The 12,692-nt window shown below is 70.7% G+C and carries 12 protein-coding genes; 5 read left to right on the top strand and 7 right to left on the bottom strand.

Annotated elements, in window-relative coordinates:
- The first annotated feature begins 372 nt into the window (after positions 1–372).
- Positions 373–1,257, top strand: a complete 885-nt coding sequence (locus AW273_RS12690; RefSeq protein WP_062348499.1) for a phenylalanine 4-monooxygenase — start codon at positions 373–375, stop codon at positions 1,255–1,257.
- Here the strand turns inward: AW273_RS12690 and AW273_RS12685 are convergent.
- On the bottom strand, positions 1,247–2,560 hold the full coding sequence (locus AW273_RS12685; RefSeq protein WP_232327345.1) for a phosphodiester glycosidase family protein: 1,314 nt from the start codon (positions 2,558–2,560) through the stop codon (positions 1,247–1,249). The two genes, AW273_RS12690 and AW273_RS12685, sit on opposite strands and share 11 nt — an antisense overlap.
- Between AW273_RS12685 and AW273_RS38570 the strand changes: the two genes are divergently transcribed.
- Positions 2,553–2,735, top strand: a complete 183-nt coding sequence (locus tag AW273_RS38570) for a hypothetical protein (protein ID WP_232327343.1) — start codon at positions 2,553–2,555, stop codon at positions 2,733–2,735. The genes AW273_RS12685 and AW273_RS38570 overlap by 8 nt on opposite strands.
- A gap of 86 nt (positions 2,736–2,821) precedes the next feature.
- Here the strand turns inward: AW273_RS38570 and AW273_RS12680 are convergent, their stop codons facing one another.
- The 4 genes from AW273_RS12680 to AW273_RS12665 form a co-directional block, all read right to left on the bottom strand.
- The gene (locus AW273_RS12680; protein WP_062348420.1) at positions 2,822–3,043 is read right to left on the bottom strand and encodes a hypothetical protein; all 222 of its coding nucleotides are present in this window, start codon (positions 3,041–3,043) and stop codon (positions 2,822–2,824) included.
- A gap of 92 nt (positions 3,044–3,135) precedes the next feature.
- The gene (locus AW273_RS12675) at positions 3,136–4,170 is read right to left on the bottom strand and encodes a DmpA family aminopeptidase (RefSeq protein WP_062348418.1); all 1,035 of its coding nucleotides are present in this window, start codon (positions 4,168–4,170) and stop codon (positions 3,136–3,138) included.
- Entirely contained in the window at positions 4,167–5,765 is a 1,599-nt protein-coding gene (locus tag AW273_RS12670) for a PucR family transcriptional regulator (RefSeq protein WP_062348416.1), read from the bottom strand. Before AW273_RS12670 ends, AW273_RS12675 begins: the two co-directional genes overlap by 4 nt.
- Positions 5,766–5,791: 26 nt before the next feature.
- The gene (locus AW273_RS12665; RefSeq protein WP_062348414.1) at positions 5,792–6,541 is read right to left on the bottom strand and encodes a TetR/AcrR family transcriptional regulator C-terminal domain-containing protein; all 750 of its coding nucleotides are present in this window, start codon (positions 6,539–6,541) and stop codon (positions 5,792–5,794) included.
- A gap of 54 nt (positions 6,542–6,595) precedes the next feature.
- On the opposite strand from AW273_RS12665, the gene AW273_RS12660 reads away from it, so the two are divergent.
- The 3 genes from AW273_RS12660 to AW273_RS12650 all read left to right on the top strand — a co-directional run bounded on the left by AW273_RS12660 (position 6,596) and on the right by AW273_RS12650 (position 10,944).
- Positions 6,596–8,077 (top strand): MFS transporter, encoded by a 1,482-nt coding sequence (locus tag AW273_RS12660; protein ID WP_062348412.1) that lies wholly within the window; start codon positions 6,596–6,598, stop codon positions 8,075–8,077.
- A gap of 67 nt (positions 8,078–8,144) precedes the next feature.
- Complete coding sequence (locus AW273_RS12655) at positions 8,145–9,422, top strand: aspartate aminotransferase family protein (RefSeq protein ID WP_062348410.1); 1,278 nt, start codon at positions 8,145–8,147, stop codon at positions 9,420–9,422.
- A 49-nt stretch (positions 9,423–9,471) separates the two neighbouring features.
- Positions 9,472–10,944 (top strand): CoA-acylating methylmalonate-semialdehyde dehydrogenase, encoded by a 1,473-nt coding sequence (locus tag AW273_RS12650; RefSeq protein WP_062348498.1) that lies wholly within the window; start codon positions 9,472–9,474, stop codon positions 10,942–10,944.
- Between the two features lie 9 nt (positions 10,945–10,953).
- On the opposite strand, the gene AW273_RS12645 is transcribed toward AW273_RS12650, so the two are convergent.
- Entirely contained in the window at positions 10,954–12,381 is a 1,428-nt protein-coding gene (locus AW273_RS12645; protein ID WP_232327341.1) for an MFS transporter, read from the bottom strand.
- Complete coding sequence (locus AW273_RS12640) at positions 12,378–12,569, bottom strand: hypothetical protein (protein WP_062348407.1); 192 nt, start codon at positions 12,567–12,569, stop codon at positions 12,378–12,380. The genes AW273_RS12645 and AW273_RS12640 overlap by 4 nt, the downstream gene beginning before the upstream one ends.
- Between the last annotated feature and the right edge of the window lie 123 nt (positions 12,570–12,692).

Here is a 12,692-nt window from a genome sequence, read left to right as displayed (position 1 = left end):
GAACAGAAGCCCAGCCACATGGCTGGGCTTCTGTCGTTTCGGGGGAGCGTGTTTCGTAGCCCGGCCACATGGCCGGGCTTTCGTCGTTTACGGGGCTCGCATGGCGAGCCGGCCGCAGAAGGCCTTACAGAGCAGCATGCTCACTCTGCCCGATGATGGCTGGGCACCATACGTCTCATCTGCAACAGCAGTCCCCGCCCGGTGCCCGTCTCCGCCTCCCGCCCCCTGGAGAGCCCTTCGCCAAACGCGACCCTCCGCGCCCTCGGCAATCTGTCCAGTGCGACCCCCTATCCGCCAGGCAGATTGACCGGATTGCCCAGGTTGAGCTGCGGATACTTGCTCTTCTGCCTCCCCTCTTGTTGTCATTTGTACATGTTCGAGGAAGCGCAGTACTTCGCTCCTGTCGCCGCCAACGAGGACGGGTCCGTCACCGTTGAGCTGGCCAAGAGCCACCCGGGGTTCGCCGACCCCGTATATCGGGCGCGTCGCAACGCCATCGCCGGGCTCGCCGTGGGTTACACCCGTGGGGAGCCCATCCCGCACGCCGAGTACTCCGAGGAGGAGCACGAGGTCTGGTCTCTGGTGACCCGGGAGCTGGCCGCCAAGCACCGGAAGTACGCCATCGCCGAGTTCCTCGACGCCGCCGAGGCGCTGGGGCTGCCGAAGGATCGTATCCCGCAGCTCGAAGAGGTCAGTGAGCTGCTGAAGCCGCTGACCGGGTTCCGTTACCTGCCGGCCGCCGGGCTGGTGCCGCTGCGGGAGTTCTACGGGGTGCTGGCGGACTCGTTGTTCCACTCGACGCAGTACATCCGGCATCACTCGGTGCCGTTCTACACCCCGGAGCCCGACGTCATCCACGAGGTGATCGGGCACGGCAACACGCTGGCGTCCGAGCGGTTCGCGGCGCTCTACCGGCTCGCGGGGCAGGCGGCGCGCAGGGTGGAGTCGGCCGAGGCGCTGGAGTTCGTGTCCAAGGTCTTCTGGTTCACCCTGGAGTTCGGGGTCATGCGGGAGGGGCGCGAGCTGAAGGCCTACGGGGCCGGGATCCTCAGCTCGTACGGTGAGATCGAGGAGTTCCGGGGCATGGACATCCGGCCTCTCGACGTCACCGTCATGGGCACGACGGTCTATGACATCACCAAGTACCAGGACGTGCTCTTCGAGGCGGCCTCGTTCGACCACCTCGAAGACGTCGTCGGTCAGTTCTGGGCGTCGTGCGATGACGAGATGATCGCCAAGTTGCGCGCTACGGCTTGATCAGGAGAGCGTCGCCGACCGCGCGCTCGGCGCCGTCGGAGGGCTTGTTGACGACCTTGCCCTTGACGACCATGGCGCTGGAGCCGCCGCCGTCGAGGTTGATGGCGTCTCGTGCGCCCAGCCACTGCATGACGCGGGCGGCCTCGTGGAAGGAGGCGCCGACGGTCTGGCCCGGGGCACGGCCGTCGACGACGGCCAGGATCAGTTTGCCGTTCCGCGTCACGCCCGCGAGGGTGCGGGGGTGGCGGCGGACGATCATGTTGATGTTGGCCATGCCGTCGGTGGAGGCGGTGATCCAGGTCTTGCCGTTCTTCACCAGGCCCACGCCGCCGCCGACGATGTGGGTGTCGGGGGTCAGCGGAACGGTCCGCTTCCTGCGCAGGTCGGTGACCGTCGTCTTGAGCTGGACCTTGCCGCCCTCCTGGGCGTAGGCGGCGAGCCAGTCGGCGCCGGCTCCGACGCCCTGCAACACGCGCATGCCCTTCATGATCTTGGCGCCGGGCGAGCGTACCGCCGTGACGACGCCGTCGGGGTCGATCACGACCTCGGTGGCGCCGACCTTCGGGGTGCTGGCGCCGAACTCCTCGGTGTAGAGGACGAGTTCGCCGTCCTTGCCGACCCGGTTCACGCCCGCGACCGGGGCCATCGCGCCGCCGGCCGCGACGTTCACCGACGACTTGAGTTCGGTGATGCGGGCGGTGCGGCCCTTCAGGACCACCGCCGTACGGCCCTCGACGGCCTCGCTGAGCAGTTTGCCGCCGACGACCGAGATGCCCGTGGGGTCGCCCCGGTAGGCGGCGCCCGTGTGGATGTCGAAGAAGCCGCCGTTGACGCCGGCGATGGCGCCCGCGCCCTTGGCCATGTCGGTGACGCGTTCCCGGACGGCCGTCTTCTTGCCGAGGCTGGCGGCGAAGCTGCCGCGGAACGACCTCGGGTCGACCATCAGGATCTTCATCGACCAGGGGCCCGCGGTGACGAAGCCGTCGTCGCCCGTGTAGTCGGCCTTGGCGCTGATCCCGGCCTGCTTGAGCTCCTTGACGACCTTGTCGGCTTCCTTCTTCGCGCTGAGGGGCCATTGGCCGACGCGGACCATCCAGTAGTCCTGCGCGGGGTAGTCGGCGATCGCCGGCCGGGTGAACTTCACCACCACGGGTTCGAACCCCGCCATCTGCACGGCGAGAGCCTGCTTCTCCGCCGTGCGCTGGGTGAACGCGTCGTTCGCGCCGGCCAGCACGCTGACGGTGTAGCCGTCCTTGTTCGTGCCGTGGCGCAAGGTGATGTACTCGATACCCGGTATGACCATCTTCGAGGTCGTCTTCGCCAATCCGGGAACCCCCAGCGGAAAGCTCGACGACGGCAGTCCCGTGGTCTTCTGGCTGTCGGCAAAAACCGGCATAACCGGCAAAACGGATGCCAGTGCGGTAATTGCGACGGTCAGACGGCCTCTCATATGGTCTCTCCCCAATAGTCGTGAGTGACCATCGTGGCGAGATTGGCGCTTATAAGTGGGCGAAACACGCCAATCGGTATGAGAAATCTCGACTGAATTGGGTATTTCGCCTGGTCAATACCCGGTCGTCGCCTGACGGACGAACTCCTGTGGGGACAACGCCTCGATGAAGCCGATTCGCCCGTCGTCGAATCGGCGCAGGCCCCAGTAGTGGCCGGTGGCGGAGCCGTACCAGATGCTCCAGTGGGGGAAGCGCGCCGACAGGGCGCGCACGATCGCGCGGTGGTCGGGGGCCGGGAAGGCGTGGGGCGGGGTCTCGGACTCGGTTATCGTCACGTAGCGAGACAATCACGTCCCGGAGGGTGAACCCGGAATGCCCGGTTCGTGGGGTGGGGCAGGTTTTACACCTGGTGGAAACGAATCCTCAATCACCTTGTCGTGGGTAGGAGAGACGCCAGCCGGGCGCCGTCGAGGCCCTCGACGGTCAGGCCGTTGAAACCGGTCATCGTGTCTCCCGCCACGAGCGCGTTGACGATCGCCTCCTCGGTGGCCTCGATGACGGCGTGGTAGAGCGGGTCGAGGTGGTCGTCGGCCATGACGGTCACCTGGTAGGTCGCCGGGCTCTGCGCGCCGAGCACGTTCACCGGCAGGTTGCGGTTGCCCACGCTGAAGCACAGGAAGCCGTCGCCGCTGGAGTTCTCGCCCGCGCCGCCCGTGCGGCCGACGCCGAGCCCGGCGCGTCTGGCCAGCCGGGCGCACTGGTGCGGCAGCAGCGGCGCGTCGGTGGCCACGACGCCGATGATCGACCCGGCGCCCTCGTGGGGCACCTCCGAGGCGCCGAGGTGGCGGCCGACGTTGACGCCGTTCACGGTGAGCCGCTCGCGGTGGCCGTGGTTGGCCTGCACGTAGACGCCGACCGTGTGCCGGCCGACGACCCGGGAGGCGGTGCCCGCGCCGCCCTTGAAGCCGTGGCAGATCATCCCGGTGCCGCCGCCGACCGCGCCCTCCGCGACCGGGCCGGAGGAAGCGGCCGAGAAGGCCGTGACAACGTGCTCGGCGGTCACGTGGCGGCCGGTGATGTCGTTCAGGGAGCCGTCCCAGGTCTCCCCGACCACGGGCAACGACCAGCCCTGGCCGCCGGGGTCGAGGGCCGACAGGGCGTCGCGGACCACGCCGACCGAGCCGGTGCTGGTCAGGCCGATGGGGGAGGCGAGCATGCCGAGTTCCCGCACGTAGGCCAGGCCGGTCAGCTCGCCGTTGCCGTTCAGCCAGTGGTATCCGGCGAACACCGGCTCGGCGAAGGTGTCGCCGTCGTGCGGCAGGACGACCGTCACGCCGGTCCGGACCGACGCTCCGGAGACGAGCGTCGTGTGGCCGACCCGCACCCCCGGCACGTCGGTGACGGCGTTGTGCGCGCCCGGCGGGAAGGTCCCGATCACGATGCCGAAGTCGCGGGCTCTCACCGGGTCTCCCTGAACGATTCCAGCGCCAGCAGCGCGACGTGCAGCGACAGGCACGAGTCGACGTCGTCGAGGTCGGTCGACAACACCCGTTCCAGGCGGCGCAGGCGGTCGTAGAAGGCCGGCCGCGACAGGTGGGCGCGCTGGGCGGCGACCGCCTTGTTGCGGCCCGCCTCCAGGTAGATGCGCAGGATGCGGGCCAGGTCGGAGTTGCGCTGGGCGTCGTGGGCCAGCAGCGGCCCGAGTTCCCGCTCGGCGAAGGTCTGCAGCCGGGCGTCGTCGCGCAGCAGGTGCAGCAGCCCCCGCAGGCGCAGGTCGGGCAGCCGGTAGTAGGGGCGGCCGTCGTGCTGGCGGACGGCCACGTCGGCGACCTGTTCGGCTTCGAGGAAGCTGCGGCGTACGTCACGGAGGGAGTCGACCGTCGAACCGGCGGCCAGGACCGCCCCGGCGGCGCGCAGCCGCTCGGCCAGGGTCGTGAGCGCCGACTCCGCGCCGACCCGGGGCGGCAGCGGGAGCAGCACGCCGACGTGGGCCTGGTCGAGGGCGCCCACCAGGGCGGGCAGCCGGGCGTCGCGGCAGGCGGCGGCGGTGAGGTCGGCCAGGTCGGCGAGCCGGGCCTGCTCGTCGAAGGTGCCCTCGCCGGGCGTGGTCGGCCTGATCACGACGCTGACCAGCTTGCGGCCGGTCAGCGGCACGCCCACCGCGCGGGCGCGGGCGGCGGCCTCGTCGGGGTCGGCGTAGGCGTGGCTGAGGATGCCGGTGAGGATCGTGCCGTGGGCCTGGCGCTCCAGGGAGAGCTGGTGGCGTTCGAGGAGACGTCCGAGAGCGAGGGTGGTCGCGGCCCGTTCGGCCAGCACGATGTCGCGCGGCCCCGGCGGGCGGTCGGTGAGCAGGATCAGCCGGCCCCAGTCCTGCCCGCGCGCGCCGACCACGGTGACCAGCCAGCCGGCGGCCTCGTCGTAGGCGGTGCGGCCCTCGGGGGAGACGGCCCGGGAACGGGTCTCCCAGCTCGCCAGCAGCGCGCCGACGTCCTGCCCGGCCGAGTCGCAGGCGAGCACCTGGTGGGCCAGGTTCTCCAGCATGACCGGACGCCCGGAGAAACGGGCGACCTGGGCGAGCACCTCGGCCGGGGACGCGCCCTCGACCGACAGCTCGGTGAAGATCTCGTGGAGCTGCTCGGAGGCCCGCAGCTCCTGGAGCTGCGAGTCGATGATCATGTTGTGGACCGACTCGGTGATCTGCACGAACGGGGTCTCACGGGCCAGCGTGATCAGGGGCAGCCCGTGGTCTTCGGCGGCCTTGACGACCGCGCCGGGCAGTTCGCGGACGAACCGGCGGCCCAGTTCGACGACCAGGCCGGAGGCGCCGACCTGGGCGAGGTCGGCCACGTAGTCGGCCAGCTTGTCGGGCTCCGGCGGCAGCGCCACGCCCGTGGTGAGCACCAGTTCGCCGCCGCGCAGCAGGGGGGCGATGTCAGTGATCTCGCCCACGTGGACCCAGCGGACCCGGCCGGTCAGCCGGTCGGCGCCGGCCACCACGGTGGGGTCGCCGCGCCGGACCGTGTCGAGAGAGAGCACGTCCGCGACGGTGGGGAGCATGTCAGCGACATTAGCCGCTCAACATCTCAATTTGTCAGGTGGTTTGGCGACATATCCGCACTTCGGGAGAGCCGCGCGGCCAGGCCGTCGAGCACGGCGATCAGCCCGAAGTCGAAGGAGAGTTGCCGGTGGGCGATCGGGTCGACCGTGGACCCGGCCGACTCCTGGAACCGCGCGTGGATCTCGGGATGGGCCCGGGTGGCCCGCTCGACCGCCGGAGCGAGATCGCGGTTGGCCTGCTCCATGGTCAGGCCCCGGCTCTTGAGGGCCGAGGTGTAGGCGGCCTCGGGCGCGGTGGCGCCGATCGTGTACGACAACACCGCCGCCCCCGCGTAGTCGATGTCCGTCCCCGTGAAACCCGCCCGCGACAGGGCGGCGCAGAGCATGGCCGAGCAGTTGAGGGCGTTGGGGCCCAGCGCGGGCAGCGAACCCAGCACGAAGGTGAACCAGGGATGGGCCATGATCGCGGCGCGCAGCCCCCAGGCGATGTTGCTCGTGGTCTCCCGCCAGCTCTCCGAGGCGGGGAGGCGGACTTCGCCGAAGACCTCGTCCATGGCCAGTTCGAGCAGTTCGTTCTTGTTGGCGACGTGCCAGTAGAGGCTGGTGGCCCCGGCCCCGAGCCGGGCGCCGAGTTTGCGCATGCTGAGTGCTTCCATGCCTTCGGCGTCGAGCAGCTCGACCGTCGCCCGCACGATCTGGTCACGGCTGAGGCCCTGCTGTTCGCGGCGCGGCTTGTGCTCCCGCGTCCACACGCTGGTGAAGCGCTGTTCCGGCATCCCTCCACAGTAATTCTCTCGCACACTGTACGAGAGTCGTCGTACAGTGTGCGAGTGACCTCGAACACTGTACGAGATCCCCGCCGATGGTGGATTCTCGTCGCCCTCTGCCTGGCCGTGATGGTTCTCGTGGTGGACAACACCGTGCTGAACCTGGCCATCCCCGCGCTGATGCGCGACCTCGGCGCGACGCCCGCCGACGTCCAGTGGATCATCGACGGCTACATCCTCGTCTTCGCGGGGCTGCTGCTCACCGCGGGATCCCTCTCCGACCGCTACGGCCGCCGCAAATTCCTGATCATCGGCCTGGTGATCTTCGGGGCGGCCTCCGGCCTGGCCATGCTGGCCGACGAGCCCTGGCACCTCATCGCGGCGCGGGTGCTGATGGGCGTGGGCGGCTCGTTCATGATGCCGTCGACCCTGTCGATCCTCATCACGGTCTTCGACGAGGACGAACGCCGCACCGCCATCGCCGCCTGGAGCGCGGTCGCCGGCGTCGGTGTGATCGCCGGGCCGACCCTGGGCGGTTTCCTGCTCCACAACTACTACTGGGGGTCGGTCTTCCTCCTCAACATCCCCATCGCGATCATCGCGATCGTCGCCGCGATCCTGCTGATGCCGGAGTCGAAGGGGGAGCCCCGGGGCTTCGACCCCCTCGGCGTGGTGCTCTCGATCGCCGGGCTGAGCGCGGCCGTCTGGGTCGTGATCATGCTGCCGCAAGAGGGCTTCGACCCGCTCATGACGGCCGTCGCGGTGCTGGCGATCGGCGGGTTCGTGGTGTGGGAGCGCCGGGCCGCCCATCCGCTGCTGCCGCTGGAGCTGTTCCGGAACCGGTCGTTCTCCGGGGCGTCGTTCTCGATCGTGCTGCTCTCGTTCGGCGCGGGCGCGCTCATGCTGGCGCTCACCCAGTACCTGCAGTTCGTCCTCGGGTACGAGCCCCTCCAGGCCGGCCTCGCCCTGGTGCCCTACGTCCTGGCGTCCTTCGTCTTCAGCGGCGTCGGGGCGGCCCTCGGCAAGAAGGTCTCCAACCGGACCCTGATCGTGGTCGGCCTCACCGTGCTGGCCGCCGCCTTCGGCCTGCTCTCCACGCTCGACGTCGCCGACGGGTACGGCTTCCTGATCACCTGCCTGATCGTCATGGGCGTGGGCGGCGGCCTGGCCGGTCCGGCGGCCTACGCGACCCTGATGGGCGCGGTCCCGCCCGCGCATGCCGGGGTCGGCTCGGCGCTCAACGACACCGTGCAGCAGGTCGGCGCCGCCCTGTCGATCGCGGTGCTGGGAAGCGTGCTGGCGGCGGCGTACACGGCGGCGATGCCGGCCGGCGCGCCGGCCGCGGCGCGCGAGTCGATCAACGCGGCCCTCGACAGCGGCGTCGCCGAGCTGGTGCGGGCGGGCAAGGAGTCGTTCCTGTCGGCGATGTCGATCGGATCGTGGGTGGGGGCCGGGTTCTCGCTGCTCGCGGCCCTGGTCGCGGTGCTGGTGCTGCCCCGGAAGGCGCCGGTCGCCGAGCCGGTCGCCGAGCCCGTCAAGATGTAACGGAAGGCATGGATGGTCCGACATGTTGCGGGTATGGCCGGCTCTCGTGAGCCGGGATACTCAAGGCATGTCGGACCTTCTTGCCCGCCACCGCGCGGTGATGCCCAACTGGCTGGCCCTCTACTACAACGAGCCCATCGAGATCGTCAGCGGTAAGGGCAACCGCGTCGTCGACGCCGACGGGAAGTCCTACCTCGACTTCTTCGCCGGGATCCTGACCAACATGATCGGGTACGACGTCGCCGAGGTCCGCGACGCCGTGGAGCGCCAGATCGCCACCGGGGTCGTGCACACCTCGACCGTCTACCTGCTGCGCGGCCAGGTCGAGCTGGCCGAGAAGATCGCCCGCCTGTCGGGCATCCCCGACGCCAAGGTCTTCTTCACCAACTCCGGCACCGAGGCCAACGAGACCGCCCTGCTGCTGGCCACCTACGCCCGCAAGACCGACCAGGTCCTCGCGATGCGGCAGAGCTACCACGGCCGGTCGTTCGGCACCGTCGCGGTCACCTCGAACAGGTCGTGGAAGAACAACTCGTTGTCGCCGCTGAACGTGCACTTCCTGCACGGCGCCGACCGGCACCTGACCCAGTTCAGGGGCATGACCGACGAGCAGTACATCGCGGCCTGCGTCGACGACCTCCGGCACGTCCTGGCCACCGCCGTCGGCGGCGACGTCGCCGCGCTCATCGCCGAGCCGATCCAGGGCGTCGGCGGGTTCACCATGGCCCCCGACGGGCTGTTCCGGGCCTACCGCGAGGTGCTCGACGAGCAGGGCGTCCTGTTCGTCTCCGACGAGGTGCAGACGGGCTGGGGCCGCACCGGGTCGGCGTTCTTCGGCATCCAGAACCACGGCGTGACCCCCGACATGATGACCTTCGCCAAGGGCCTGGGCAACGGCTTCGCCGTCGGCGGCGTCGTCGCGCGCGGCGACCTGATGGACAACCTGCACGCCGTCGGCCTGGCCACCTTCGGCGGCAACCCGGTCGCCATGGCCGCCGCCAACGCCACCCTCGACTACGTGCTCGACCACGACCTCCAGGCCAACGCGGCGAAGACCGGCGCCATCATCATCGAGGGCCTGCGCGAGGCCGCGCCGCGCCTGCCGGTGGTCGGCGACGTGCGCGGCAAGGGCCTGATGTTCGCCGTCGAGCTGGTCGGCCCGGACGGTTCGCCGTCGCCCGAGCTGGCCGCCAAGTTCATGGAAGAGACGAAGAAGCTCGGCCTGCTCGCGGGCAAGGGCGGCCTCTACGGCCACACCATCCGCATGGCCCCGCCCCTCACCCTGACCGAGGAGGAGGCCCGCGAGGGCCTGGGCATCATCGTGGCGGCCCTGGAGAACCTGTGATCCGCCCGGGAGCCGTCGAAACCGCACTGGAGAAGCCGTGACCGAGACCATGAAGCGCATCACCCACTGGATCGGCGGAGTCCCGCGTGATTCCGACCGGTCCGGCGACGTCTACAACCCGGCGACCGGCTCGGTGGGCGCCCAGGTGGCGCTGGCCTCCGCCGAGGACGTCGACGCCGCCGTCGCCGCCGCGAAGGCCGCCTTCCCCGCCTGGCGGGACGCCTCGCTCGTCAAGCGCGCCCACGTGCTGTTCCGGTTCCGGGAGCTCCTGTACGCCAACCGCGACGCCCTCGCCGCCCTCATCTCGGCCGAACACGGCAAGGTGCACTCCGACGCCCTCGGCGAGGTCGCGCGCGGCCTGGAGGTCGTCGAGTTCGCCTGCGGCATCCCGCACCTGCTGAAGGGCGGCTTCTCGGAGAACGTCTCGACCAACGTCGACTCCTTCTCCATCCGCCAGCCGCTGGGCGTCGTCGCCGGGATCACCCCGTTCAACTTCCCGGCCATGGTGCCGATGTGGATGTTCCCGGTGGCCATCGCCTGCGGCAACACGTTCGTCCTGAAGCCGTCGGAGCGCGACCCGTCGGCGTCGCTGCTGATCGCCGACCTGTGGAAGCGGGCGGGCCTGCCCGACGGCGTCTTCAACGTCGTCCAGGGCGACAAGGTCGCCGTCGACCGGCTGCTCGCGCACCCCGACGTGAAGGCCGTCAGCTTCGTCGGCTCGACCCCGATCGCCCGCTACGTCTACGAGACCGGCACCGCCAACGGCAAGCGCGTGCAGGCGCTGGGCGGCGCGAAGAACCACATGCTGGTGCTCCCGGACGCCGACCTCGACCTGGTCGCCGACTCGGCCGTGTCGGCCGGCTTCGGCTCGGCCGGCGAACGCTGCATGGCCATCTCGGTCGTGCTGGCCGTCGACCCGATCGGCGACGAACTGGTCGAGAAGATCGCGTCGAGGGCCCGGAGGATCAAGGTCGGCCCCGGCGACGACCCCGCTTCGGAGATGGGCGCCCTGGTCACCCGGGTGCACCGCGACAAGGTCGCCTCCTACCTGGACCTCGGCGAAGGAAAGATCGTCGTGGACGGCCGGGAGAACCTCCCCGACGGCGACGGCTTCTGGCTCGGCCCCACCGTCATCGACCACGTGCCGCCCGGCTCCCGCACCCACCGCGAGGAGATCTTCGGCCCGGTCCTCTCGGTGGTCAGGGTGGCCTCCTACGAGGAGGGCCTGACCCTGATCAACGAGGGCGAGTACGGCAACGGCACCGCCATCTTCACCAACGACGGCGGCGCCGCCCGGCGCTTCCAGAACGAGGTCGAGGTCGGCATGGTCGGCGTGAACGTGCCGATCCCGGTGCCGATGGCCTTCTACAGCTTCGGCGGCTGGAAGGCCAGCCTCTTCGGCGACACCCACGTGCACGGCGTCGAGGGCGTGCACTTCTACACCCGCGGGAAGGTCGTCACCTCACGGTGGCTCGACCCCTCCCACGGCGGCGTGAACCTGGGCTTCCCGACGAACGGCTAAAACGGGCGGCTACGACGGGGCGCCGGCCTCCTCGGCCCGCCTCGTCGCCGCGCGGCCGGGCAGGACGACCAGGGCCACCACGATGGAGATCGCCATCAGGACGGCCCCGATCAGGAAGACGGCGCCGTAGCCGGCCTCCGGGGTGGCCATGGTGGCCGCGACGGTGGCCAGGCCCGCCAGGCCGAGCGAGCCGCCCACCTGGCGGGAGGCGCCGAGGATGCCGGACACCAGGCCCGACTCCGACCGCCGCACCCCGTTGGTCGCCAGCACGACCAACGGGGTGAACGCCATTCCGGCGCCCCCGCACATCAGCACGCCCGGCACCAGGATGCCCAGCACGTAGCCGTCGAGCACGGCCGACTGCAGCAGCATGCCGGCGATGCCGACGACGGTCGCGCCGATCAGGAGGGTGCGCGGCGTCATGCGGCGCAGCAGCAGCGGCGCGAGCCGCCCGGTGGCGATGAGGGTGAGCGCGTGGGGCAGGAACGCGAGCCCGGCCGTCATCGGGGTGTAGCCGAGGTCGCCCTGCATGTGGAGCGACAGGAAGTACCACATCGCGAAGAAGATCGCCCCGGACAGCACCTGGATGATCGTGGTGCCGGCGACCGTGCGGCGGGTCAGCAGCGCCAGCGGCACCAGCGGGCTCGCCGTCTTCGACTCGACCAGGACGAACACGCCGAGCCCCAGCACGCCCAGGACCAGCGGCACGAGCGCGACCGGCGACCCCCAGCCGTGTTCGTGGGTCTCGACCGTGCCGTAGGCGATGGCCGTCAGCGCGCCGGTGACCAGCGCCGCGCCGGGCAGGTCGAGCCGGGCCGAGCCCTCGGGCCGGTCGCGGGCGATCACCCGCAGGCCGGTGACGACGATGGCCAGCCCGATCGGCACGTTGATCAGCAGCGTCCAGCGCCAGGACAACAACTCGGTGAGGGTGCCGCCGAGGATGCCGCCCGCCGCGCCTCCGGCCGCGCCCACGGCGTTCCACGCCGAGATGGCGGCGGTGCGGCGCGGCCCCTCGGTGAAGGTCGTGGTCAGGATCGTGAGGGTGGTCGGGGCCAGCACGGCCGCGCCGACGCCCTGCAGCACCCGCGCCGCGATCAGCAGGCCGGGGTCGGTCGCCATGCCGCCCAGCAGGCTGGCCAGCGCGAACACCGACACGCCGGTGAGGAAGACCCGCTTGCGGCCGAACAGGTCGGCCGCCCTGCCGCCGAGCAACATGAGCCCGGCGAAGGTGAGCGCGTAGGCGTTGACGACCCACTGGAGACCCGTCTCGGTGAAGCCGAGCTCGGCGCGCATGGCCGGCAGCGCCACGTTCACGATCGACACGTCGAGCACGACCATGAACTGGCCGAGACAGGCCAGCACGATGACGGTGATCGCGGCGCGGTCGAGCGGCGCCTCTTCGACGGCCGCCGAGGCTGAGGAGATGGGCGCGGTCACGAGGCCCACCCCGCGGCGACCCACTGGTCGCGGTCGCCGGACCAGGACGCGGCCGCGCCCACGATGCCGGCCTTGCGAGCGGCGCCCGGCGCCGGGGAGACGGTCACGGCGGGAGAACCCAGGCGGATCGTCGACCCGGGAGACGCGTCTCCGGCGAGCCCCGCGGCGGGGAGGACGGTCGCGCTCATGACCGGAGACCTCCGGCGGAGCACGCTCGGGGTTCGAGCGGCGGAAACGGTCGTGGTCATGCGCCGGACCGCTTGATGATCATCGCCGTGGCGGCGCGGGGTGACGGGAACGGGGTGGAGCTC

It is taken from the genome of Herbidospora yilanensis (genome assembly GCF_001570565.1).
GTDB lineage: Bacteria > Actinomycetota > Actinomycetes > Streptosporangiales > Streptosporangiaceae > Herbidospora > Herbidospora yilanensis.
This window is presented reverse-complemented; position numbering and strand designations above follow the sequence as displayed.